General features: G+C 34.0%; 19 protein-coding genes and 1 tRNA gene. 12 read left to right on the top strand and 8 right to left on the bottom strand.

Annotation, left to right across the window (positions count from 1 at the left end; all coding sequences use genetic code 11):
• Window positions 1–94: 94 nt before the first annotated feature.
• The 3 genes from pgmB to AAYQ19_RS10235 all read right to left on the bottom strand — a co-directional run bounded on the left by pgmB (window position 95) and on the right by AAYQ19_RS10235 (window position 3469).
• Window positions 95–748 (bottom strand): beta-phosphoglucomutase, encoded by a 654-nt coding sequence (pgmB, locus tag AAYQ19_RS10245; RefSeq protein ID WP_343536121.1) that lies wholly within the window; start codon window positions 746–748, stop codon window positions 95–97.
• A complete protein-coding gene (locus tag AAYQ19_RS10240; RefSeq protein WP_343536119.1) occupies window positions 741–2261 on the bottom strand; it encodes an MFS transporter in 1521 nt (506 codons plus the stop codon). The genes pgmB and AAYQ19_RS10240 overlap by 8 nt, the downstream gene beginning before the upstream one ends.
• 176 nt (window positions 2262–2437) lie before the next feature.
• Window positions 2438–3469, bottom strand: a complete 1032-nt coding sequence (locus AAYQ19_RS10235; protein ID WP_343536118.1) for a LacI family DNA-binding transcriptional regulator — start codon at window positions 3467–3469, stop codon at window positions 2438–2440.
• A gap of 235 nt (window positions 3470–3704) precedes the next feature.
• On the opposite strand from AAYQ19_RS10235, the gene AAYQ19_RS10230 reads away from it, so the two are divergent.
• Genes AAYQ19_RS10230 through AAYQ19_RS10215 form a run of 4 tightly spaced genes read left to right on the top strand, consistent with a single transcriptional unit; the run spans window position 3705 to window position 12315 of the window.
• Window positions 3705–6647, top strand: a complete 2943-nt coding sequence (locus AAYQ19_RS10230) for a SusC/RagA family TonB-linked outer membrane protein (protein ID WP_343536117.1) — start codon at window positions 3705–3707, stop codon at window positions 6645–6647.
• Window positions 6648–6664: 17 nt separating this feature from the next.
• Window positions 6665–8260 carry a RagB/SusD family nutrient uptake outer membrane protein gene (locus AAYQ19_RS10225; RefSeq protein WP_343536116.1) on the top strand — a complete coding sequence of 532 codons (1596 nt, stop codon included), beginning with the start codon at window positions 6665–6667 and terminating at the stop codon, window positions 8258–8260.
• A gap of 19 nt (window positions 8261–8279) precedes the next feature.
• Window positions 8280–9380: a SusE domain-containing protein gene (locus tag AAYQ19_RS10220; RefSeq protein ID WP_343536114.1), complete on the top strand. Its 1101-nt coding sequence runs from the start codon at window positions 8280–8282 to the stop codon at window positions 9378–9380.
• Window positions 9381–9438: 58 nt separating this feature from the next.
• Window positions 9439–12315 carry an alpha-amylase family glycosyl hydrolase gene (locus AAYQ19_RS10215; RefSeq protein WP_343536112.1) on the top strand — a complete coding sequence of 959 codons (2877 nt, stop codon included), beginning with the start codon at window positions 9439–9441 and terminating at the stop codon, window positions 12313–12315.
• 87 nt (window positions 12316–12402) lie between these two features.
• On the opposite strand, the gene AAYQ19_RS10210 is transcribed toward AAYQ19_RS10215, so the two are convergent.
• Window positions 12403–12627: a DUF6814 family protein gene (locus AAYQ19_RS10210; protein WP_343536110.1), complete on the bottom strand. Its 225-nt coding sequence runs from the start codon at window positions 12625–12627 to the stop codon at window positions 12403–12405.
• A 15-nt stretch (window positions 12628–12642) separates the two neighbouring features.
• Window positions 12643–14139, bottom strand: coding sequence for an MFS transporter (locus tag AAYQ19_RS10205; protein WP_343536108.1), 1497 nt, complete (start codon window positions 14137–14139; stop codon window positions 12643–12645).
• Between the two features lie 189 nt (window positions 14140–14328).
• On the opposite strand from AAYQ19_RS10205, the gene AAYQ19_RS10200 reads away from it, so the two are divergent.
• On the top strand, window positions 14329–14916 hold the full coding sequence (locus AAYQ19_RS10200; RefSeq protein WP_343536106.1) for a hypothetical protein: 588 nt from the start codon (window positions 14329–14331) through the stop codon (window positions 14914–14916).
• 107 nt (window positions 14917–15023) lie between these two features.
• Here AAYQ19_RS10200 and AAYQ19_RS10195 read toward each other — a convergent pair.
• Window positions 15024–15096: transfer RNA gene (locus AAYQ19_RS10195), tRNA-Phe, on the bottom strand.
• A gap of 104 nt (window positions 15097–15200) precedes the next feature.
• On the opposite strand from AAYQ19_RS10195, the gene AAYQ19_RS10190 reads away from it, so the two are divergent.
• The 7 genes from AAYQ19_RS10190 to AAYQ19_RS10160 all read left to right on the top strand — a co-directional run bounded on the left by AAYQ19_RS10190 (window position 15201) and on the right by AAYQ19_RS10160 (window position 22155).
• Entirely contained in the window at window positions 15201–15935 is a 735-nt protein-coding gene (locus AAYQ19_RS10190; RefSeq protein WP_343536105.1) for a type III pantothenate kinase, read from the top strand.
• Window positions 15928–17157 carry a BamG family beta-barrel-assembly machinery protein gene (gene bamG, locus AAYQ19_RS10185; RefSeq protein ID WP_343536104.1) on the top strand — a complete coding sequence of 410 codons (1230 nt, stop codon included), beginning with the start codon at window positions 15928–15930 and terminating at the stop codon, window positions 17155–17157. The genes AAYQ19_RS10190 and bamG overlap by 8 nt, the downstream gene beginning before the upstream one ends.
• A gap of 50 nt (window positions 17158–17207) precedes the next feature.
• On the top strand, window positions 17208–17759 hold the full coding sequence (lptC, locus tag AAYQ19_RS10180; protein WP_343536103.1) for an LPS export ABC transporter periplasmic protein LptC: 552 nt from the start codon (window positions 17208–17210) through the stop codon (window positions 17757–17759).
• A gap of 7 nt (window positions 17760–17766) precedes the next feature.
• Window positions 17767–17961, top strand: coding sequence for a hypothetical protein (locus tag AAYQ19_RS10175; protein ID WP_343536102.1), 195 nt, complete (start codon window positions 17767–17769; stop codon window positions 17959–17961).
• Window positions 17962–17963: 2 nt separating this feature from the next.
• Window positions 17964–19223: a hemolysin family protein gene (locus tag AAYQ19_RS10170; RefSeq protein ID WP_343536101.1), complete on the top strand. Its 1260-nt coding sequence runs from the start codon at window positions 17964–17966 to the stop codon at window positions 19221–19223.
• 108 nt (window positions 19224–19331) lie between these two features.
• Entirely contained in the window at window positions 19332–21431 is a 2100-nt protein-coding gene (locus tag AAYQ19_RS10165) for a peptidylprolyl isomerase (protein ID WP_343536100.1), read from the top strand.
• A gap of 280 nt (window positions 21432–21711) precedes the next feature.
• Window positions 21712–22155 (top strand): hypothetical protein, encoded by a 444-nt coding sequence (locus AAYQ19_RS10160; RefSeq protein ID WP_343536099.1) that lies wholly within the window; start codon window positions 21712–21714, stop codon window positions 22153–22155.
• A 3-nt stretch (window positions 22156–22158) separates the two neighbouring features.
• On the opposite strand, the gene AAYQ19_RS10155 is transcribed toward AAYQ19_RS10160, so the two are convergent.
• Window positions 22159–23067: a GYDIA family GHMP kinase gene (locus AAYQ19_RS10155; RefSeq protein ID WP_343536098.1), complete on the bottom strand. Its 909-nt coding sequence runs from the start codon at window positions 23065–23067 to the stop codon at window positions 22159–22161.
• Between the two features lie 104 nt (window positions 23068–23171).
• Window positions 23172–24485: a hydroxymethylglutaryl-CoA reductase, degradative gene (locus tag AAYQ19_RS10150; protein ID WP_343536818.1), complete on the bottom strand. Its 1314-nt coding sequence runs from the start codon at window positions 24483–24485 to the stop codon at window positions 23172–23174.
• Between the last annotated feature and the right edge of the window lie 174 nt (window positions 24486–24659).

The following is a 24659-nucleotide window of genomic DNA, read 5'->3' as shown; positions in this document are numbered from 1 at the left end:
TTGGTTTCTTATTAACTTTTTACATTCATTTGATTAATTAAAGCATTAGAATATTTATCTACGAGATTCATTTTCTCATTGACACATTTTCTAATTACCTAATTAATTTCTCAATAAAGCCTGGTGTGATTTGGGTAAAATCTTTAAAAATATGATCAGCTTCATGTAAAATTGTTTCCTCACCAATTCCAACACTTACCATTTCTGCAATATTTGCTGCCTGAATTCCGGCAACAGAATCTTCAAATACAATTGAATTTTTTGGATCAATATTTAACGATTGAGCCGCTTTTAAGAAAACTTCAGGATCTGGTTTTGCATTGGTAACGTCATTCCCGTCAACAATAACATCGAAGTAAGATAGAACTCCTGTTTTTTCTAAAATTGGTCTTGCATTTTTGCTGGCAGAACCCAATGCAATTCCTTGATTTAAATCTTTTAATAGCTGGAGAATTTTTAAAACTCCTGGAAGAATCTCACTTTCATCCATGTCAACTAAATAAGATAAATAATCTTCGTTTTTTTGAATCAGCCATTTGTCTTTGTCTTCTTGCGAAGCTTGAACATTGCCTAATCCAAGTATGATGTCTAACGAACGAACTCGGCTCACGCCTTTTAAAAGTTCGTTGTCTTCGTGTGTAAAGTTTATATTTAATGACTGAGCGATTTTTTGCCACGCCAAAAAGTGGTATTTAGCGGTGTCAACGATTACGCCGTCCAAGTCGAATATAAATGCTTTTTTATTCATGAATTTCAATTTTATTTCTGTTGTTCACTCTTAGTGTCAGCAATCCAGCAAGTATCATAGATACTCCTCCAATAATCAGAGCGTAAATTGGTTCACTGTTGAAGAATTGTTTTATTATAAATCCTAATATGGTGGCCGCTACAATTTGCGGAATAACTACAAAAAAGTTAAAAACACCCATATAATATCCCATTTTTGCAGCTGGCAAAGCACCAGAAAGCATGGCATACGGCATTGACAAAATACTGGCCCAAGCGATACCAACGCCTAACATTGGTAAAATCAGCATTTGTTTATCACCAATGAAATAAATTGAAATTAAACCAACACCTCCAGCACAGAGGGCTAATAAATGTGTTGCTCTAACGCCAACTTTTTTTGCAATAATTGGTAATAAAAAGGCTACTGCCGCAGCGACTCCGTTATAAACTGTAAATAAGACAGAAACCCAGTCGGCAGCGTCATTATATAATTTTGAAGTGGTGTCGGTTGTGCCAAAAATGTGTTGTGTAACGGCTTGAGTAGTGTAAATCCACATAGAGAAAAGCGCAAACCATGAGAAAAATTGAACCCAAGCTAATTTTTGCATTGTTTTTGGCATATTCAATAAATCGGTCATGATTATGGTAAAACCATTTTGGACTTTTTTAGTGCGTAATTGTGATGCTATTGCAAATAAAACACCCATAAAAATCAATCCAACAAATAGAATGTAGAGTTCTTTTGCTAGACTATTTTCAAAAATTAAAAACGAAATCAATCCCCCAATTGCAGCAAATACAATTCCTAAAGTCAATTGTTTTTTGGTTGTAACGCCGGTTTCTGTTTCAGAATTTTGAGTGTTGTTTTCAGAATCTTTTTTGCTTTTGGCTTCAAAGGCATGAAGTTCTTCAGGAGTATATTCTGTTGTTTTAAAAACAGTCCACAAGACAGAAAGTAGAAAAACAATTCCGCCAATATAAAATGACCATTTTACTGCATCAGGAATAATACCTTTTGGCGCAACGTTGCTTACATCAAAGACATTTGTGAAAAGATAAGGCAAAACAGAACCGACAACAGCGCCCGTACCAATGAAGAAACTTTGCATTACAAAACCTAGTGCGCGTTGTTCATCGGGCAAATTATCTCCAACAAAGGCGCGGAAAGGTTCCATGGAAACATTTATAGAAGCATCCATTATCCACAAAGTTCCTGCAGCAATCCACAAGGTAGGAGAGTTGGGCATAACGAATAATGCCAACGAAGACAAAATAGCTCCAATTAAAAAATAAGGACGGCGTCTTCCTAAACGAGTCCAAGTTCGATCACTAAAATAACCAATAACTGGTTGAATGATTAATCCTGAAACAGGAGCCGCGATCCATAAAATTGGAATTTCGTCAATTTTAGCACCTAGGGTTTCAAAAATTCTTGAAGTGTTTGCGTTTTGCAGTGCAAAACCGAATTGTATTCCTAAGAAACCGAAACTCATGTTCCAAATTTCCCAGAAACTTAATTTACGCTTTTCCATTATCGTAATTTGAAAAATTATACGATAAGCGCTTTGCTTATCAAAACTTGCTGTTTTTTTCGAAGTAAAACTAAAAGCCTTGACGGGCGTAAAAGTATAAATTATTTTTTTATTTACGCTAATAAAAAAGCCATAAAAATTTTTTATGGCTTTAGAATGTATTGATTTTAAGAAAATTAGTCAGTGGATTCTCTTTTTATTAAGTGGGTTTCGATGACCTCAGTTGTGTAATTTTCATTTTCATCATCGTCTTCGTCATGTTCCGCTTCTAGTCGTTCGATAAGCATTTTAGCAGCCTTATTTCCCATTTTTTCACCGCTCTGACTTACGGTTGTGATGCTTGGAGTTGAATATTTTGAAATAATTCCATCAGTAAATGCAATTACGGCTAAATCTTCAGGAACTTTTAATCCCATTTTTGATGCGGTTTTGATAATTGTTACCGCAAAAAGTTCATTTACGGCAAAAACAGCATCAAAAGCTCTGGCGTGCAAAAGTTCAGAAATAGTGATTTCGCAAGTATCTACATCTTCAATTTTGATGATTAAGTCTTCGTTGAAAGGAATTCCGTTGTCTAAAAGTGCTTTTTCGTAGCCATCGGTTCGTAGTTTTCCAACGCTTACATAATCTACGGTAGTTACTAATGCAATCTTTTTTCGGCCGTTATCTATCAGGCTTTGAACAGCTTCATAGGCTGCTGCTTTATCGTCAATGATGACTTTATCGCATAAAATATCATTGGTTACACGGTCAAACATGACAACCGGCATTCCTTGATTGATGACTTCGGTGATGTGGTGAAAATCGCCTTTGAACTGTGTTTCTTTAGAAAGCGACATGATAAAACCATCGATACTTCCGTTGGCTAGCATTTCCATATTCAAAACCTCTTTGTCAAAAGAATCGTCTGATAAACAGATTACTACACTATATCCGTGTTCATTGGCAACTTGTTCAACTCCATTGATTACTGTGGAGAAAAAGTGATGCACAATTTCAGGTATAATAATACCGATACTCTTGGTTTTTCGGTTTTTAAGACTCAGGGCAATATTGTTGGGTTTATAGTTGTAAAACTTCGCAAAAGCCTGCACTTTTAGGCGTGTTTCTTCGCCTATTTCTAGACTGTTTCGTAGTGATTTTGAGACAGTTGAAATAGAGACATCAAGTTCCTTTGCGATCTGTTTTAAGGTTATTTTACGTTTCATAGCGCTTTTTGGAAAAAATCTAATTGATAATAAAGGTGGTTATAATTTTTGGTATTGGCAATTTTTGACTTAAAAGATTACAAAAAATAGAAAGTTTTCAACACTACCACGTTTTCGTAAACCAATAAAAATTGCCACCGGTTGTTCGTGTTAATAAATTCATAATTTTGAAATTCGAAGTAAAATTAAAAACTTAACTAACAATCACAAACTCAAACTAATTTAAACAAAAAGTATGAAAACAATTTACAAAAAGTTGTTATTTTTATTCCTACTGCTGCCGTTTACTGTGTTAGCTCAAAGCACATTAAATGGAACTGTTGTCGACAAGGCAACTGGGCAGCCGATTCCGGGAGTAAATGTTAATGTACAAGGCTCAAAAGCAGGTACTTCTACAGATTTTGATGGGAAATTTCAATTGCCAAACTTGAAGAATGGCGATAAAATTGTCGTGTCATTTATTGGTTATGTAAGTACTACTGTTACTTTTTCTGGACAAAAAACAGTAAGCGTTTCGCTAGAAGAAGACACCAACCAACTTAAAGAAGTTGTTGTACAGGTAGGTTATGGAACTGTTAAGAAAAAAGACGCGACAGGAGCTGTAACAGTATTATCAACAAAAGATTTTAACAAAGGACCAGTAAGCTCTGCAGATCAAATGATCCAAGGTAAAGTAGCAGGTTTACAGATTATTAACGGTGGTGGTTCTCCTGGAGCTGACCCAATCGTTAGAATCCGTAGCGGATCTTCGCTTAGTGCAAACAATGATCCATTATATGTAATTGATGGTATTCCTGTTGCAAACGGAGGAGTTGAAGGAGGAAGAAATCCATTATCTACAATCAACCAAAACGATATCGAATCGATTTCTGTTTTAAAAGATGCTTCTGCAACTGCAATTTATGGTTCTAGAGCTTCTAATGGGGTAATCATTATTACAACTAAAAAAGGAAAAGCTGGCGATATCAAAGTAAGCTACAATGGAAACTTCCAGGTTTCAGAAGTAACACAGCAAGTTGATGCTTTATCAAGCGGACAGTTTAGAGATTTCGTTAATGCTCATGGAAGTGCATCTCAAATTGCTGCAATGGGACAAGCTAATACAAACTGGCAAGATGAAATTTACAGAACCGCTATGGGTACTGACCAAAACATCTCTGCAAGTGGTGGAGCTGATAATGTTGCCTATAGAGCTTCTGTTGGATATACTAATTTAAATGGTATTTTATTAAGAGATAACTTTGAAAGAACAACTTTAGGAGTTTCGTTAACTGGAGACTTTTTTGACAAACACTTAAAAGTTCAGGTAAATAACAATACCTCTATAATTAACAGTAATTATAGTAATACAGGAGCAGTTGGAGCAGCTGTAGGTTTTGATCCAACTCAGTCTGTAAAAAATGCTGATGGAACTTACTTCCAATGGATGACATCTCCAACAGAATTTAATCAATTGGCTGGAAAAAATCCACTTGCATTAATTAACCAACAAAATAACTTAGGTACTTTTAATAGAAGTATTGGAAATATCCAATTAGACTATAAAATGCACTTTTTACCAGAATTAAAAGCTACAGTGAATTTAGGTTACGATCAAATGAGCGGTAGAGGTTTTGGAGGAACGAATGGAGATTATTTATATGGTCTTAAAGGTTCTGGATACAATAATACTTATGAAAATATTGAAAAGAGAAATAACAAGTTAATGGACTTGTATTTGAATTACAATAAATTGTTCGAAAGTATTAAAACGCAGGTTGATGTAACAGCAGGTTATACGTATCAAGATTTTAGAGAAGAAAAAAACAAATCAAACTATAATTTTGAAAATGATGTAAATACTGTAGAGTTGTTTACTCCAACACATATTAACTTACAGTCTTTCTTTGGTAGAGCTAATTTCACAGTAGCTGATAAATATTTAGCAACTGTTTCTTTAAGACGTGATGGTACTTCTAGATTTACAGAACAATATCGTTGGTCAAATTTCCCAGCTGTTTCTGTGGCATGGAAATTAAATGAAGAAAGTTTCTTAAAAGATGTTGCAAGCATTAACTCTTTAAAATTAAGAGGAGGATGGGGTATCACAGGTCAACAAAATATCGGAAATGCTTATCCGTCTATTCCATTGTATTTAGCATCAAATAGTGCTGCTCAATATCAAATCGGAAATACATTCTACACAACTTATAGACCACAACCTTATAACAGCAACCTGAAATGGGAAGAGACCACTACAATAAACGTAGGAGTTGATTTCTCTCTTTTTAACAATAGAGTTTCAGGTACTGCAGATGTTTATCAAAGAACTACAGATGATTTATTGTTATATACTCAAAATCCTGCTTTCTTCGGATTTTCTAATTATGACAACTACAATGTTGGTAGTCTTAAAAACAAAGGAATTGAGTTATCTGGTGAAGTTATTCCAATTCAAAAAGATAATTTAGAATGGAGAATTGGTGGAAATATTACTTTCCAGAATTCAAAAATTACAAAATTAACAACAACTCAAGATAATACTCCTGGATTAGAAGCTGGAGATAATATATCAGGAGGAACAGGAAATAAAATTCAAAACAATCAAGTAGGTTATGCACCAAATTCATTCTATGTATTTGAGCAGGCTTATGATGCAAGCGGAAAACCAATTGATGGTGTTTATATTGACCGTAATAAAGATGGAGTTGTAAATGAGCAAGATATGTATCGTTTTCATAAACCAGCTGCTGATGTTTTCTATGGTTTTTATACAAGCTTGACATACAAAAACTGGGATTTCTCTATGAACTGGAGAGGTTCTTGGGGGAACTATATGTACAATAACGTAGATTCAGGTAATGGTACATATAACAACATCTTGATCAGACAAAATGATTTGTCAAATGGAGTTGAGAATCTTTTAGAAACAGGATTCAAACAAGGAAGTAATTTCCAATTAAAATCTGATTACTATGTTCAGGATGCATCTTTTGTAAAATTGGATAATGTTACCGTTGGATACACTTTTAAAGAAAAAATAAAAGGGATTTCAATGTTAAAATTAACTGGGTCAGCACAAAATGTTTTGACAATCACGAAATATGAGGGATTAAATCCTGAGATTTCTAATGGTATTGATAACAATATTTACCCAAGACCAATTACGTTCATGTTAGGACTAAACGCTAACTTCTAATTCAAATAACAAGAATAATGAAAAAGATACAAATAAAATTATTAGGTATTTCTTTGTTTATGATGACGATGCTGGTTTCATCATGTACAGACGATTTAAACCAATCGCCAGATACAGGGGATTCTGTTAGCGCTGATGAGCTTTTTAAAGATCCAGCGTCATACAAAGAGAATTTATCAAAACTATATGCAGGTTTTGCAACAACTGGTCAACAAGGACCTGCTGGAAGTCCTGATATTTCTGGAATTGATGAGGGAACAAGTCAATACATCAGAGGTTTTTGGATGATGCAAGAATTAACAACTGATGAAGCTGTTATTGCTTGGAATGACGGAACAATTAAAGATTTCCATTCACAAACATGGTCATCTGCAGATTCATTTATTGCGGCAACTTTTGCACGTTTTTCTTTTCAAATTGTAAACTGTAATGAGTTTTTAAGACAAACTACAGATGCAAAACTAGCATCAAGAGGAATAACAGATGCAACAGTTTTAGCTGATATTAAAGCATACCGTGCAGAAGCTCGTTTTTTAAGAGCGATGACGTACTGGCATTTAGTAGATACTTTTGGAGCTGGGTCTATAGTAACAGAAGATTCTCCAACTACATTCTATTATCCAGAATATGCTTCAAGAGCTGAAATTTATAAATTTATCGATGAAGAGCTTACTGCAATTGAACCATTATTGAAGCAACCAAAAACAAACGAGGCATACCGTATCGATCAGGCAGCGGCTTGGATGTTGCATGCTAAATTGTACATGAATGCAAAAGTTTATATTGGAACTGATCATTATGCTGAGGCACTTCCTTTAATTGATAAAGTAATCAATTCTGGTTACACACTTCATAATAATTATAATCAGTTATTCTTAGCTGATAATGATAAAAATGGTGCGCAGAAAGAATTTATTTTTACAATTGGTTTTGATGGAATCCACACTCAAACTTATGGAGGAACAACATTCTTAGTTCACGCTCCAGTTGGTGGAAGCATGGTGGCTTCTGAATATGGCATCAACGGAGGTTGGGGTGGTATCAGAACAACTTCAGCTTTTGTTGACAAGTTCCCTGCTGTTACTACTGATACTCGTGCTCAGTTCTATACAAACGGACAAAGTAAAGAAATTGCAAACATTGGAAATTTTACTGATGGATATGCGATTATGAAATTTAAAAATGTTGATGTTAATGGTGTTCAGGGATCAGATAAAGCAGGAAATTTTGCAGATACTGATTTTCCAATCTTCAGACTTGCAGATGCTTACTTAATGTATGCGGAGTGTGTTGTTAGAGGTGCAGGCGGAAGCTTAGCAACGGCAACTACTTATGTAAATGCGTTAAGAACAAGAGCAAAAGCAAATATTATTACTCAAACTGATCTTAACTTGAATTTTATCTTAGATGAAAGAGGAAGAGAGCTTTACTGGGAAGGACACAGAAGAACAGATTTGATCCGTTTCGGAAAATTCACAGGTGGTTCATATTTATGGCCTTGGAAAGGAAATGTGGCGGCAGGTACTTCTACACAATCTTTCAGAGATATATTCCCGATCCCAGCTGGGGCTTTAGGAGCAAATCAAAATTTAAAACAAAATCCTGGATACTAACTAACTAAAAATATACCAAATGAAAAATATAACTAAATCATTAATTGCTTTATTAGCATTAGTTGCAATATCATGCAGCGTTGAAGATGTACAAGACAGACCTGTTATTGAGGGAGTTGATTCTCCTGTTTTAACTGCTCCTCAAAGTGGTGCAGCATATGTTTTAACTCCAGATGCGGCAGACAATCAAGCAGAACGTTTTACATGGAATTCTGCAAATTATGGCGGAGATGTTGTGATTACTTACGCAGTTGAGATGGACAAAAAAGGAAACAGTTTTAAGACTCCTAAAGAATTAGGAACTGTACAATCTCAAAACCAAGTTTCAGTTTCTGTTGGTAAATTAAACACTGCTGCCTTGGCTTTAGGTTCAACTCCATATGTTGCAGGTGATTTTGAAGTGAGAGTAAAATCTACTGTGAGCACAAACATTATGTATTCAAATGTTGTTGGAATCGTTGTAACTCCTTACACTACTGAAACTCCAAAATTATGGGTTCCTGGTGGATACCAAAGCACAAGTGGTTATGGTTCAGATTGGACACATTCTTCTGCTCCAACATTATTAGCTGAAGGTTACGGAAAAACTGCTTTTGAAGGTTATGTATATTTTGCAACTGCACAAGATCCAACACAAGATGGAAAAGGATACAAATTGTCTACTGAAGCAGGTTGGGGAGGTACAAATTATGGAGCTGGTGCTACAGCAGGAACATTAAGTTCTGCTGGAGATGCTAAAAATCTTGCAATCACGACTCCAGGATACTATAGAATTAAAGCAGATACTGATCCTACAAAATTATCAATCGCTACATTAAAAACTACATGGGGAATTATTGGTAACGCAACTCCAGGAGGATGGGATACTGATACTCCAATGACATATGATCCTGCTACTAAAAAATGGACAGTTACTGTAGTTTTAACTGCTCAGTCAGCTCCAGACAATGGATTGAAATTTAGAGCTAATGGTAACTGGGATCTTAACTACGGAGATACTGGGGCTAATGGTAGTCTAGAAGAAGGTGGAGCTAATATTGGAACTGCTGCTGGAACATTTGTAGTTACATTGGATTTAAGCAATCCAAGAAACTATACTTATACAATAGTAAAAAAATAATTTAAATAAAAGAAAGAGGCTATCTACGGATAGCCTTTTTTAATAACAAGATCATTTTATGAAAAAAACTTTACTATTATTTTTTCTTTTGTTGTCAGGGAGTTCATTTGCGCAACTTGCACAAACAGTGACCTATTCTGTAAGCCCGGCCGCTTTTGAAGAGACTACTTCCATTACTATTACAATAAATGGAAACAGTATTGATGAATCAAGTTGGAGTGTAACAGATAATTCGCTTTATATGTGGGCATGGGCATTTGATACAAATGATACCACTCAAAAAGGAACACCAAACAACGGTTCTTGGGAAGCATCAAGCGATGCAAGTAAATTCACATACAATGCAGCAAACGATACTTATACAAAAACAATAACACCAACAATTTACTACAATACAACAGGAATCGGAAAAATTGGTTTTTTAATTAAAGCCAAAAATGGAACTGGAGACAAAAAATCGCAAGATATTTTAGTTGAAGTTGGCTCTTTTCAAGTAACATTGACTTCTCCAACAGAAAACAGTACTACAATATTAGCATCAGGTTCTAATTTTAATATTGCAGCGACAAATACAAATGGGGCAGCAAGTTATACTTTAAAAGCAAACGGAACTACAATTGATACTAATGCAAGTACTGCAAGTTATTCTTATACAGCAAATAATCTTACTAATAATCAGAGCTATGAATTAGTTGCGGTTCAAGGAGCTGTTACGATTTCTAAAAAGTTTTCGGTTGTTGTGAACCCAAATACAGTTTCTGAGGCAATGCCTGCAGGCTTAATTGACGGGATAAATTACAATAGTGCTGATGCAACAAGAGCAACTCTAGTTTTAGACGCACCTTTAAAAGATTTTGTTTACGTTGCCGGAAGTTTTAATAATTGGCAACCAACAACTTCTTATGCCATGAAAAAAGATCCTTCTTCGGGGAAATTTTGGTTGGAATTGACAGGGTTGGTTTCAGGAACAAATAATACGTATCAATATTGGGTAGGCGAGAGCACGCCTTTGGCAAATTCTCCTGCGTTGGTAAAAACTGCAGATCCATATTCTACTTTGGTTTTGTCGCCTTATGATGATTCTTCGATTCCTGCAGCTTCGTATCCAAATATGCCAGCTTATCCAACAGGACAAAATTTTGAAGTAACGGTTTTGAAAACGGGGCAAACGCCATACAATTGGCAAGTAACTAATTTTTCAAAACCTGAAAAAGACAAATTAGTGGTGTATGAACTTTTGGTTCGTGATTTTGATGCTAAAAGAAATTACCAAACATTGATTGACAGAATAGATTATTTTAAAACACTTAAAATAAATGCTATCGAATTAATGCCGGTAATGGAATTTGAAGGCAATGAAAGCTGGGGATATAACACTTCGTTTCATATGGCTTTGGATAAATTTTATGGTACATCAGATAAGTTAAAAGAGTTTATCGATCTATGCCACCAAAACGGAATAGCTGTAATTCTTGATGTTGCTTTGAATCATGCATTCGGAAGAAACCCAATGGTAAGAATGTGGATGAACGATCCAGACGGAGATGGTTTTGGATCACCAACTTCTGAAAATCCATATTTTAATACCGTTGCAAAACATACGTATAGCGTAGGTGAAGATTTTAATCATGCCTCTCCAAAAACACAATATTATGTAGAACGCGTTGTGAAACAATGGATTGAAGAATATAAAATTGATGGTTTCCGTTGGGATTTGACAAAAGGATTTACGCAAGCATGTACCGCTTCAGATGAAACATGTACAAACGCTTATCAACAAGACAGAGTTGATATTTTGAAGAAATACGCTGATTATTCTTGGAGTCTTGATCCAACACATTATACGATTTTTGAGCATTTAGGATCTGATTCTGAAGAACAGCAATGGGCAAATTACCGTGTTGCTGAAACGCCAAGCAAAGGTGTTATGATGTGGGGAAAAATGACAGATCAATACAATCAATTGTCAATGGGATATTCATCAAGTAGCAATATTTCAAGAATGATGAGCTCTAGCCGTGGTTTTACAGCAAATCGTTTGATGGGTTATGCTGAAAGTCATGACGAAGAACGTTTGATGTATAAAAATGTACAATACGGAAACACTTCAGGAACTTATAATGTAAAATCATTAAATACGGCTTTATCTAGAATGTCTGCAATTGGAGCGGTTTCATTGTTGATTCCTGGTCCAAAAATGATCTGGCATTTTGGTGAATTAGGTTGGGATGATTCAATTTATACTTGCAATGACGGAACTGTAAATGATAATTCTGCAACGATTTCTGGAGATTGTAAATTAGATACCAAACCACAGCCACAATGGTCAGAAAACTGGTTGGGCGATACAAATCGTAATAAAATCTATTATGATTGGGCAAAAATGATCAACATGAAAGTGACTGAACCTGTATTTTTAGGAACAGCAACGATGGCAAGTGCAAATACGTTGACAGTAAACATTAAAATTACGAACAGCAATTTGGCGGCAACTCAATTAAAAGATGTTTTGATTTTGGCCAATTTTGATGTGACGCCACAAAACGTTGCTACAGGTTTTCAATATACTGGCACATGGTATAATTTAATGGATAATTCTTCGATTAACGTTACTGATGTGAATGCAACGATCAATCTGAATCCAGGAGAATACAGAATTTACGGAAATAAAACGGCTAATTTGGCGATTCCAGATTTTGATAAAACAAGTTCAGTTAATTTATATCCAAATCCGGTTTCAAATTATTTTACTTTAAGTGTTGTAGCTTCTAAAGTTCAGGTTTATTCTATAACAGGCCAACTGGTAAAAAGTTTCACTTCAAATGGAAATGTTGATTTTCAATATAATGTAAGCGATTTGAAAACAGGTTTGTATGTTGTAAAAGCAATCGACGAAAACAATAAAGTTCAAGTAATGAAATTTATAAAAAAATAAAAGAAAGTAATTGAAATTTGGTTTTTTAGTAATGTAAAAGGGCTGTCTATTTGATGTAGACAGCCCTTTTTAATTAAGTCGTTTTGGTTATTTTTTCTCGTTGTATTCTCCAATCAAAGAAAAATAGCCAAAAGTTCCTAAGCCTAGAACGATTAATGGGGTGAGAATGAAAAGGATGATAACTCCAAACACCAAGTCATCCTGCTGGTCTGATAAAAATTTTGGCAAGCCAAATTCAAAGATGCAGAAGTAAGCGGCAAGAATGGAAATTATAATCCACAAAACACCTAAAATTTGTTTAACGGTATTCATAATTATAAGTAGGTATTAAAGGTGATTCGTTTTGTTTTTATTGTCAATATAAATCATTCCAATTACAAAGCAGATTGAAGCAATAATAATTGGGTACCAAAGGCCGTCAAGATAAAACTCTTCTTTTTCATTTGCTTTGGCATGTGTTACAAGATAAGTTGAAATTGCAGGTAGCAAACCTCCAAAAATTCCATTTCCTACGTGATAAGGAAGTGACATTGAAGTATATCTGATTTTAGTTGGAAACATTTCCACTAAAAAAGCTGCAATTGGACCATATACCATTGTAACAAATATTACTTGAATGAAAACCATGAGAATTAGCATCCATTCGTCATTTGAATTTATTTTAATCGTAACACTGCTTTGTGGTTCTTTTTTATCGGCAAAAACAGTTTTCTTTTCCATATACGAAGTTCCATCCGTATAGGTTTTAGAAATTGTAGTTACAACATCGTTGTTTTCTTTTGTCTCGGTATTTTGGGTTGTTTTTTCAGTAATTTCTATTTTTTGTTTTACGTCTGTTGTGTTGTACATCTCTCTATAGATTGGTCTATAAAAAAATATTGCCAAGAACATTCCGGTCATCATGATGTATTTTCTTCCAACTTTATCGCTTAGCCATCCAAAGAAAATAAAAAATGGTGTACCTATTAATAATGCAATTCCCAAAAGTCCATCAACTTGCGAAGAGTCAATATTCATTACTGTTTTCATGAAACTCATGGCGTAAAATTGTCCCGTGTACCAAACAACGCCTTGCCCCATCGTCGCGCCAAAAAGTGCCAATAAAACAAACTTTAGATTGTATCGATTTCCAAAACTTTCCTTTAAAGGATTAGCGCTCGTTGTTCCTTCTTTTTTTGCTTTTGCAAATACAGGCGATTCGTCCATATTTTTTCGGATCAGATAAGAAACGCCAACCATTACAATGGAAACCCAAAACGGAACGCGCCATCCCCAAGTATCAAAATCTTCAGCAGAAAGTATGCTTTTTGTTGCCAAAATAACCATCAACGATATAAACAAACCTACAGTAGCAGTAGTCTGAATCCATGAAGTCCAATATCCTTTTTGCCCAACAGGAGAATGTTCAGCAACATACGTTGCAGCGCCACCATATTCCCCACCTAAAGCAAGGCCTTGCAACAAACGAAGAACCAATACTAATAAAGGAGCTAAAAAGCCAATAGTTTCATAACTCGGAATGCAACCTATTAAAAAGGTCGAGCCCCCCATTAATAATAAGGTAGCCATAAAAGTGTATTTTCGGCCAATAATATCACCAAGTCTGCCAAAAAATAAAGCACCAAAAGGTCGAACAACAAATCCCGCTGCAAAAGTGGCTAGCGTCGACAAGAATGCTGCTGTTGGATTACTGCTCGGAAAAAATTTGGTTGAAATAACAACAGCTAAACTTCCAAAAATATAAAAATCGTACCATTCAATCATAGTGCCCATTGAGGACGCCGAAATAACTTTCCAAATACCTTTAGTAGAAGTTTTGCTCATAAAACCGTTTTGTGTACTTAATAATTATTAAATGATAAAAATATAGTTTTACGAATATAGAAGATATTTTTTTATTCACTTAATACTTTTTTAACAAAAACTACTAATTTGTTGACATTGTAAATCACGATTCAAAATTTTAATCAGAACAATTTTATATTTGAAAAAGTTTTTAAATTTTAGTAAAAAATGAAACAGTTTTCAATAGTGTTTTTTTGTATGATTTTTATTTCTTGTGCGAATAGAAAAAATGCGACTTCTGGTGTAGAAGACAGAAATAATTGTAAAGCTATTCCAGTGACATCAGAAGAGGTACAACAATATTTACATTTTACAAAAGATTGCAGTTTTTGTGAAAAGGAATTTGAAAACTTTAAAAAAATAAAAAAAGGAGTTTTACTTTATCATTGGAAAGAGGGGATTGGAAGCAATCAATTTTTAATAGTTGATTTTGATAAAGGCTTTAGTTTTTTTATTAAGTCGGAAGATTTTACAAAACAAAAAGATTTTATTTTAGAGGATAAAAAGAAGCTAAGTTTTATTTTGGAAGCTTTGGAAAAAGGAAATTATTATCAAAGTTGTGAGGGATTTGATGGACATTCAAATTTATATGTATTAATTGTAAGGAACAATGATGAAATGAAAGTTCAGTATTTCTCAGGTTTTACAGATCTTTATAAAGTAAAAACAGTAGATATAAATGTGAGCTCAATTAAAGAAGTTTTTGGAATAATGGAAAGAAACTATTATCGAAGTATACCAATAAACAAGAAATAGAAGTTTAGAATAATTTTGGGAACCTAGCGTGAAATACTTAGCGTCCTTTACGGTTAAACCCAAAAAGTATAAAAACAAAAAACCCGAATATTGCTATTCGGGTTTCGTGGTACCTCCAGGGATCGAACCAGGGACACATGGATTTTCAGTCCATTGCTCTACCATCTGAGCTAAGGTACCGTCTTGTGCTCAATGCGGGTGCAAAGATAGAATCATTTTTCGTTTATCCAAAACATTTTTTTAAAAAAATCAATTCGTATCTTCGCAATGGTAAAAAAATAGATATGATTTTAACTATTGATGTCGGAAACACGCGAATTAAAGCAGCTGTATTTGAGGGAAGTAATGCGCTAGAAAATTTTGTTTTTGAGAAAAATGATCTCGAAAAAAAAATTAAAGAAATTTTAGAAAAATTCCCAAACTGCTCAGATTTGGTTGTTGCTTCTGTCGGAAATGTCGAAAAACAATCTTTTTTGGCTTTTGAAAAGCAACTGAATATTCATTTTTTTACGCATGAGGATATTTTTCCTTTCCATAATAAATATGCAACGCCAAAAACGTTAGGAATTGACAGAATGATTTTAGCTGCAGGGGCAACTTTGCAGTTTCCTACAAAAAACAGATTAGTAATCGATGCGGGAACCTGCATTACCTATGATTTTATCGACGAAAATGACAATTATCTAGGTGGAGCAATCTCGCCCGGACTTAGATTGCGATATGAATCTCTGCACCAATTCACTGCCAAACTGCCTTTGCTGACTTTTGAAGAGCCAGAAAATTATGTAGGAAACTCAACTCAACAAGCCATTCATTCAGGTGTTGTCAATGGGTTCGTCTATGAGATCGACGGTTTTATCGATGAATATCGAGCTGAATTTTCAAATTTTATAATAATTTTAACGGGAGGTGATGCAGAATTTTTGGCTAAACGATTAAAAAATACCATATTTGCCAATTCAAATTTCCTACTAGAAAGTTTGAACCAAACATTTCAATATAAAATCGACAATGATTAAAAAAATTATAATAAGTGCTTGTTTACTTATCTCGTTCGTTTCATTTGCTCAGCAAGGTACAGCTTCACCGTATTCTTTCTACGGAATTGGAGATGCAAGATTCAAAGGTACTCTAGAGAATAGATCTATGGCTGGGGTTTCAATAGAGCAGGATAGTATTCACTTGAATGTTGATAATCCGTCAAGTTATGCTAGTTTAAGACAAACTACATTTACAGTTGGTGGAAGTTTTGGTACAGCTACATTAAAAAATTCTGATCACTCAGAAAAAGCGCAAAGAGCGACTTTTGATTATTTGGCAGTAGGGATTCCTATGAAGAGATTTGGAGCAGCTTTTGGTTTAGTTCCATTATCGTCTGTTGGATATAAAATCATCAATGATAATACCGCTACAGAAGGCGCAACAAGCAACCAGTTTCAAGGAAAAGGTGGTGTTAATAAGGTGTTTTTTGGTTTGGGTTATAAAATTAGACCAAACTGGAATATTGGAGCAGATGTACAGTATAATTTTGGATCAATTAACACATCAAGTGTTGAGGCCATTACAGGGGTGCAAAATGCAACTAGAGAAACAAATGAATCTGATTTGTCAGGGGCTAATTTTAATCTTGGGACAATGTACCAAACCAAGATTTATAAAAAAACGATGTTGTTTACAAGTTTGAACTATACATTTGCTAGTACATTAAAAGCAAGTAATGTTAGAACTATTGAGGTAGATACAGATCCAGATCCAATCATAGCGGACCCAGTTGAGGCAAAAATAAAACTTGGAAGTAAGTTGACCATCGGAGCAGGGGTAGGTATTCCTAGAAAATGGCTTGTTGGAACAACGCTTGCATTTCAAGGTAGCGGACAATACGCGAATTATTACAATTCAAGTGATGATGTTCGTTATGAAAAATATTCAAAATATGCACTTGGAGGTTATTATATTCCTAATTATACTTCATTTACAAATTATTTCAGCAGAGTTACTTATAGAGCTGGTTTGAAATATGAAAAAACGGGATTAGTAATTAATAATCAGGAAATAAATGATGTCGGAATGACGTTAGGAGCTGGTTTCCCAATTACAGGTTCGTTCTCAAATGTGAATATCGGAATTGAATTTGGAAAAAGAGGTACTACTTCTGCAGGTTTGATTCAAGAGAATTATTTGAACTTTAGTGCAAGTTTCTCTTTCAACGATAGATGGTTCTCACAACGAAAATTTGACTAATACCTGAGTTATATTTTTCTAAGCTCATTACAATTTACTACTTTTGGCAAATGAATTTACCAAAAAGATATACTATAGCCGTTGTCACAGCTCTTGCTGTGACACTGTTTTTTGGATGCGAAAGTAATTTTAAGGAAGTGCAAAGAAGTAATTTTGCAGAATTTGTTCCAGGAAGCGATGTTGATACGGTAAATATAAAATATACAGATTCTGGGCGCATAACCGGTGTTTTGATTAGTCCAAAAATGCTGGATTATTCAAATCTTGAATTTCCTTTTACTGATTTCCCAAAAGGAATTGATGTGACTTTATATGACAAAAAACAAAAACGTACTTTTATTAAATCGAATTACGCAATCTCATATAAGGCAACCGGAATTATTGATTTGCAAGGAAATGTAAAAATTACTTCGGAAACGGGACAAATGTTGGAAACCGAACAACTTTATTTCGATCAGAAAAACGAATGGTTTTACACCGAGAGAAAATTTAAGCTTACAGATGCCAAAGGAGTGTCTACAGGTCAGGGAATAGATTTTAGTAAAGATTTTAAAATGATCAATTCACAGCGAATAAGCGGTGAGATTGAATCAAACGAATAAAAATAGTATGGGTTATTTAAAATACACACAATACGTATATATTGCATTTGCAGTTTACTTTATATATGACGGAATTACAAAAATGAATGAAGGCAATGAATCTTATGCCTTAAGTTTTGTAATTGCTGGAATGGCAGTATTTATGTTTTTCTTCAGAAGAAAATTTGTCAAGAAATTTGACGACCGTAACAAAAAGCAGTAAAAATGGAAATTAGTATTATAATATTGTGTTTAATACTATCAGCCTTTTTTTCGGGAATGGAAATAGCTTTTATTTCCTCTAATAAAATTTATCTTGAAATCGAGAAAAAGCAAGATAATTTTTTATCAAAAATCCTAACCAGACTTACTCAGAATCCTTCAAAATTTATTGCCGCAATGCTTATTGGCAATAATGTCGCGCTCGTTATTTATGGGTTTTACATGGGAGATTTGCTTCTGGAATGTATGGCAGGTCTGGGATTTCAATTTTCAGATTTGACAAGTTTGTTGATTCAAACGGCACTTTCTACTTTCATTGTTTTGATAACGGCAGAATTTCTTCCGAAAGTCTTCTTTCAAATTTATGCCAATTCATTAGTTAAGTTTTTTGCTGTTCCGGCTTATCTTTTTTACAAGCTGTTCTATTATATTTCGACTTTTTTTATTTGGATTTCTGATTTCGTTCTAAAGAAGTTTTTCAAGACCGAAGGTGATCAGGTGCAATTGTATTTTAGCAAGGTCGAATTAGGGAATTATATAACCGAGCAGATGAATGCTGTTGAGGATGACGAAGAAGTGGATTCAGAAATTCAGATTTTTCAGAATGCATTAGAATTTTCGGGCGTAAAAGCACGTGATATCATGACGCCTCGTACTGAAATCGTCGATGTTGATTTGTTTGACAGCGTTTCAGATCTAAAAGCACTTTTTATAGAAACAGGCTATTCAAAAATCATAGTCAGTCAAAATTCTCTTGATGATATAGTAGGTTATGTGCATTCTTTTGATTTGTTCAAAAAGCCTTCTACAATCAAATCAGTTTTAATGACAGTCGAGTTTGTTCCAGAAACTATTTTGATAAAAGATGCTTTAAATCTTCTTATTAAAAAAAGAAAAAATGTCGCTGTAGTTCTTGATGAATATGGAGGGACATCTGGAATTATTACCATAGAAGATATTGTTGAAGAACTTTTTGGAGAAATTGAGGACGAGCATGATCTTGATGAAGAGCTTGTTGAACAGGAATTGGGAGATGGAAAATACCTTTTTTCTGCCCGATTGGATGTTGAATACTTAAATGAAACCTACAAATTAGAAATTCCAGAAGAAGATTCATACGGGACATTAGGAGGTTTTATAGTGAATTCCACTAAGAAAATTCCGCAAAAAGGAGACGAAATTGTAATCGATAGCTATCATTTTGTGATCGAAGAGGCGACAAACAAGAAAATTGAATTGGTGAAAATGTCCATAAAAGACTGATTTTTTTCAATAATTAAAAAAATTGTGCAAAATAAAACGCTAGTTGTATTGTTATTAACTAGATAATTGTATTTTCGCAAACTGAATATAAAATTAACGATAATAAAAATGGCAGTTTTAGCAAAAATTAGACAGCGTTCCGCTTTGTTGATAGGAGTTATTGCACTTGCATTATTTGCATTTATAATACAAGATCTATTCACAAGAGGGACATTTAGTCAAAGTTCAAAAGATGTGGGAAGCATCGACGGAAAAGATATTTCATTTGAAGACTTTAGAGTTAAAGTTAGCAATGTTGAAAAAAGTGGTCAAGGAATTACTTCCACTGAAGCTGCAAACAGAGTTTGGGATCAAGAGGTTTCAATCGCATTATTATCTACTCAATTTGAAAAATTAGGATTAAGAGTAGGTGAAAAACATTTGATTGAGGTTTTAAAAGCAGATCCAAATATTGGTAAAAATCCAATGTTTTTAAACGCAGCAGGAATATTTGATGTTGTAAAATTCAAAGAATACTTCAAAACTAATCCTGAAGCGGCTCAATATATTTCTCAAAAAGAAAAAGATGCTGAGTTGAATGCAAAATTCCAAATCTACAATACATTAATCAAATCTGGACTTTACACAACTGCTAGTGAAGGAAAGTTGAAATATGAAATGGAAGCGAACAAAGTAAACTTTAGTTATGCTGCAGCTTTATATTCTTCTATTAAAGATAGCGACGTGAAAATCTCTGATGATGAGATTGTAGAATACATGAAGAAAAACGAGAAAAAATTCAAAGCTGATGAAACTCGTGAAATTCAATATGTTTTAGTTGAAGACAAAGCTTCAAAAGAAGACGAGGCTGAAATTAAAGCTAAAATCACAGGATTGTTGAACGGAAGTGTTGTTTACAATGCTAAAACTGGTAAAAATGATACTTTGCCAGGATTTAAAAACGCTACAAACATCGCTGATTTTGTAAACTCAAATTCTGATGTTCCTTACGATTCTACTTATGTTCCTAAAAACGCTTTGCCAGCTGTTGATGCTGACAAATTATTCAGCTTGCCAGCTGGAGCAATTTATGGTCCATACGTTTACGGAAGATATTATGCTATCTCTAAATCTTTAGGATTTAAAGCTGGTGTTAACGCAAAAGCTAGCCATATCTTAATTGGTTACGAAGGATCTCAAACACCTAACCAAAAAGAGAAAAGAACTAAAGAAGAAGCTAAAGCTAAAGCAGAAGAAATTTTAGCTCAAGTTCAAGCTAATCCAGATAGTTTCATGATGCTTGCTTTCACAAGCTCTGATGATTCATCTGCTCAACAAGGTGGTGATTTAGGATATTTTGGTCAAGGCCAAATGGTAAAACCATTCAATGATTTTGTATTCAACAACGGAATTGGTAAAGTTGGATTAGTTGAAACTCCATTCGGTTTCCACATCATCAAAATTACTGACAAACAAGACGGTATTCGTTTAGCTACAATTGCTCAAAAAATCGAGCCTTCTGAAGCTACTTCTGATAAAGTATTTACATTAGCAACTAAATTTGAAATGGATGCTGCTGATAAAGATTTTGCTGCAACAGCAAAAGAATTAGGTTTAAAAGTTGCTGCTCCAGTAACTGCTAAAGCTATGGATGAAGCGTTTGGTCCTCTAGGAAACCAACGTAACATTATCAGATGGGCATTTGACAAAGAAACTAACATTGGTGATGTAAAGCGTTTTGAACTAGCAAATATCGGACACGTAATTGCACAATACAAAAGTGAAAACAAATCAGGTTTAGTATCTGTAACTTTAGCTAGACCTTATGTTGAGTCTATCTTGAAAAACAAGAAAAAAGCTGAAATGTTAAAAGCTAAATTAACAGGTTCAACAATCGAAGCTGTAGCTAAAAGTGCTGGTGTAGCAGTTCAACAAGCAACTAATGTTACTATGGACAATCCTGTTTTGCCAGGTGGAGTTGGACAAGAGCCTAAAGTTGTTGGAAATGCATTTGCTTTAGCAGCAAACAAAATTTCTGCACCAATTGAAGGAAACACTGGAGTTTATGTAGTGAAAAACGTAAGTACAGTTAAAGCGCCTGCAATTGCAAACCACGCAGAATATGTGGCTAAATTAAAAGCTCAAAGTGCATCTGACGCAGGTAGAGTTTTGCCAGCCTTGAAAAGCAATGCTAAAATCGAAGATAATAGATTACAATTTAACTACTAGTTTTAGAAGTTAAACCAAAATATAAAAACCCGAAACATTTAAATGTTTCGGGTTTTTTGTTTTAAAAAAAGGAAGAAACGTATTTGTTTTGTAAGGCAAACAACAACTTTTTTTGTAAGTTATATAGGAATAATAGAAATATAATTTAAAAAATTTGGGTTATTAGAATTATTGCATTTAATTTGTTAAAGTTTTTATTTAAACAGAATAAATTTTATCCGTACGATATTTAAAAAATTGTGAGAGAAAATGAATGAGTACTTTAATAATCAAATAGTTAATGTTTTTTTCGTTTAACCCTTTTAGAAGAAAAGCGAGAGTATATTCCAAAATTGAGAATCATATTTACGGAATTATTATTGAGCTTTTGAAAGTAAGCAGTACTGACATCAATGTTGATGAATTGGGTGGCAAATACTATTTAAGCAACGAGGAGCAACATTTTAAAGTTACAATATTGAGCAATGATTATGTGATTAGATTAACTAATACGCGTGATTCTGTTGCTGAAAAATATGACAAAGGATTTGTTGAAGATGTTTTGAAAGCGGTTAAGGAAGAAAAACATCGAAGAATGGAACTTGTTTATGAGTCGATCAATAATAGCATCGAAAAGATGGCGGAGCGTCTTCATAATACGCTTATTGAATCTAATGAATTAGAGAATCAAAAGGTCCGTCATTTGCAATCTGAACCTTCTGAAGATAAAAAGGTAAATTCTTAAGTTTTATAAAATCATTTCTTCATACGTAAGAATCGTTGGATATCCTTTTGAAAGAAAATAATCTTTTGGGTCTTCTTTAGAAATAACCATCACAAAATCGCCTCCCCACGCGCCAAGACTTTTAATTGTACCATTAAAATCAGGAAAGACTTTTTCTTTAATTGTGCTTAATTCAAGAATATCGCTTAAATGGTTTTCATGTCTTTCAATTGCGTGTGCAAACTCTTTCAACGTTTTGGCATGCAGGATTGCATTTGTGATTTTATTGTTTTCGGCAACGTTTTTAGTTAAGTTCTGATTTTTATGTTTGTTGTAAGCATGAATGGCTGTTTTGCTGTTCTGCTTTTTATTTAGATAAACAAAATATAAGTTTTTTGTAAAATCAGGATTGAAAGTTACAGGCTCAACAGCGTTGTTTTCTATTTTGTAAAGAATAGGCGTATCGTTTTGTGCGCAGGCAATGTCGTAACCGCTTCCGCCAAAGCTATTTCGCAATAAGGTAAAAGCATTGATTTTCGTCCATTGTGCAATGTTGTTGATCAAAGTCGACGAAGTGCCTAATCCCCATTTTCTAGGAAAAGTAAGGTTTGTAGTGATTTTATACCCTTCCGATTGATTAATGAAATCTGGATTTAGCAAATAAGCTTCATGTAAAATATTGATCAGAGTGCTTTTTACAGTTTCAATTTCTGAATTCACATTATTGATAACTTCTTCAAATGTGATTGTGTTTTCAAACCAAAGCGTGTTGTCAAAATCATAGCTTTTCCAATCAATGATTTTGTCTTTTGCATTTTCAACAATCAAGTTCTGTCCAAATTTAGTTGGCAAAGCAAAAGCATCTGCACCGTCTAAAACTAAATATTCTCCAGATATGAATAATTTTCCGTTACTGTAAAAAGTTGTTTTCATGCTTCAATTTTTTAAAAAACCAATATCTAAATTCCAAATTCCAATTATTTTTGGAATTTGGAATTTTATTTTGACGTTATAAATTCTTGGAATTTTTATTTATTTTATTTTCTTAAATTTTCAATAAACTCAACTACTGCGCTGTGGGAAACGGCAGTTTTCTTAAAATGAGTTTTGATCAAATGGCGTTCTTCTGCTGTTGCTTCAAACTGATTGATAATGTTGTTCAGGTGCATTTTCATATGTCCTTCCTGGATTCCTGTTGTAGTCAAAGAACGCAATGCCGCAAAATTTTGCGCCAATCCGGCAACGGCCGTAATTTCCATTAATTCTGTTGCTGAAGGTTTTTCAAGTATTTCTAAACATAATTTGACCATTGGATGCAACGAAGTCAATCCACCGACTGTTCCTAGTGCTAAAGGGATTTCCATCCAAAATGTAAAAATTCCGTTTTCGATTTTTGCGTGAGATAAACTTGAATATTGGCCATTTCTTGATGCATAAGCATGAACTCCTGCCTCAATTGCTCTAAAGTCGTTTCCAGTTGCTAGAACAACGGCATCGACTCCGTTCATGATTCCTTTATTGTGTGTAACGGCTCTAAATGGTTCCACTTCGGCAATTTGCACTGCTTGAACAAAACGCTCGGCAAATTCATGTGGATTCGTAATGTGTTTTTCTGATAAATCTTCAATTGGACATGAAACTTCAGCTTTAACAAGGCAATGCGGAACGTAATTTGATAAAATACTCATAATTACTTGCAGATTGTCTTCTTCGGAAAATAAATCAGAATGCTGAAATTCATCTTTTAAGGTTGAAGCAAATTGCTCTAGACATGAATTGATGAAATTTGCACCCATGCTGTCTTTCGTTTCAAAAGTGGCATGAAGCTGAAAATAATTTTCAAGCAAATTTCTTTTGTCTTTTAATTGTATGTCCAAAATTCCACCACCACGCTGTTGCATGTTTTTGGTAATGTTTTGGGTTTCAGAGAAAAATTTTGGCTTTATTTCGTCAAAGAAAGAATGCAGTTTTTCAGCATTTCCTTTGAATGTAAAATGAACTTGCCCAATTTTTTCGGTATTGATTATTGTAGTTTTGAAACCGCCACGTGTTGACCAGAATTTGGCCGCTTTTGATGCTGCAGCAACAACTGAACTTTCCTCAATTGCCATTGGAATAGTTTTATACTTCCCATTTATTAAAAAATTGGGTGCAACTCCAAGGGGAATATATAAATTGGTGATTGTGTTTTCAATGAATTCATCATGAAGTTGTTGAAGCTTTTCGTCTGAATTCCAGTAATTTCTTATAATATTTAGCGCCTCTTCGGGTGTAGAAAAATATTCGTTGGCGATCCAATTAATTTTTTCTTTTTTGGATAATTTAGAAAATCCGGAAACAGCGTTGTTCATTCTCAATGTATTAAATAATATTGTGTGCACAAAGATACTATTTTAAGAGTTTTGATTGCAATCTATTTCATACATGAAAGTACGCAATCGTTATTTTTTTTAACATTTAACACTTAAAATGTGTATTATGTTTATTTTTTTTACTAAAATTGGGCTCTTTTTATATTTAAAATA

Source organism: Flavobacterium mesophilum (assembly GCF_039581405.1).
Classification (GTDB): domain Bacteria; phylum Bacteroidota; class Bacteroidia; order Flavobacteriales; family Flavobacteriaceae; genus Flavobacterium.
The sequence above is the reverse complement of the archived record's forward strand: the minus strand, read 5'-3'. Positions and strand labels throughout refer to the sequence as shown.

Excerpts from the sequence above, each read along its gene's own strand:
- pgmB (WP_343536121.1), bottom strand. The coding sequence starts at position 748 with ATGAATAAAAAAGCATTTATATTCGACTTGGACGGCGTAATCGTTGAC.
- AAYQ19_RS10240 (WP_343536119.1), bottom strand. The coding sequence starts at position 2,261 with ATGGAAAAGCGTAAATTAAGTTTCTGGGAAATTTGGAACATGAGTTTC.
- AAYQ19_RS10235 (WP_343536118.1), bottom strand. The coding sequence starts at position 3,469 with ATGAAACGTAAAATAACCTTAAAACAGATCGCAAAGGAACTTGATGTC.
- AAYQ19_RS10230 (WP_343536117.1), top strand. The coding sequence starts at position 3,705 with ATGAAAACAATTTACAAAAAGTTGTTATTTTTATTCCTACTGCTGCCG.
- AAYQ19_RS10225 (WP_343536116.1), top strand. The coding sequence starts at position 6,665 with ATGAAAAAGATACAAATAAAATTATTAGGTATTTCTTTGTTTATGATG.
- AAYQ19_RS10220 (WP_343536114.1), top strand. The coding sequence starts at position 8,280 with ATGAAAAATATAACTAAATCATTAATTGCTTTATTAGCATTAGTTGCA.
- AAYQ19_RS10215 (WP_343536112.1), top strand. The coding sequence starts at position 9,439 with ATGAAAAAAACTTTACTATTATTTTTTCTTTTGTTGTCAGGGAGTTCA.
- AAYQ19_RS10210 (WP_343536110.1), bottom strand. The coding sequence starts at position 12,627 with ATGAATACCGTTAAACAAATTTTAGGTGTTTTGTGGATTATAATTTCC.
- AAYQ19_RS10205 (WP_343536108.1), bottom strand. The coding sequence starts at position 14,139 with ATGAGCAAAACTTCTACTAAAGGTATTTGGAAAGTTATTTCGGCGTCC.
- AAYQ19_RS10200 (WP_343536106.1), top strand. The coding sequence starts at position 14,329 with ATGAAACAGTTTTCAATAGTGTTTTTTTGTATGATTTTTATTTCTTGT.
- AAYQ19_RS10190 (WP_343536105.1), top strand. The coding sequence starts at position 15,201 with ATGATTTTAACTATTGATGTCGGAAACACGCGAATTAAAGCAGCTGTA.
- bamG (WP_343536104.1), top strand. The coding sequence starts at position 15,928 with ATGATTAAAAAAATTATAATAAGTGCTTGTTTACTTATCTCGTTCGTT.
- lptC (WP_343536103.1), top strand. The coding sequence starts at position 17,208 with ATGAATTTACCAAAAAGATATACTATAGCCGTTGTCACAGCTCTTGCT.
- AAYQ19_RS10175 (WP_343536102.1), top strand. The coding sequence starts at position 17,767 with ATGGGTTATTTAAAATACACACAATACGTATATATTGCATTTGCAGTT.
- AAYQ19_RS10170 (WP_343536101.1), top strand. The coding sequence starts at position 17,964 with ATGGAAATTAGTATTATAATATTGTGTTTAATACTATCAGCCTTTTTT.
- AAYQ19_RS10165 (WP_343536100.1), top strand. The coding sequence starts at position 19,332 with ATGGCAGTTTTAGCAAAAATTAGACAGCGTTCCGCTTTGTTGATAGGA.
- AAYQ19_RS10160 (WP_343536099.1), top strand. The coding sequence starts at position 21,712 with ATGTTTTTTTCGTTTAACCCTTTTAGAAGAAAAGCGAGAGTATATTCC.
- AAYQ19_RS10155 (WP_343536098.1), bottom strand. The coding sequence starts at position 23,067 with ATGAAAACAACTTTTTACAGTAACGGAAAATTATTCATATCTGGAGAA.
- AAYQ19_RS10150 (WP_343536818.1), bottom strand. The coding sequence starts at position 24,485 with ATGAACAACGCTGTTTCCGGATTTTCTAAATTATCCAAAAAAGAAAAA.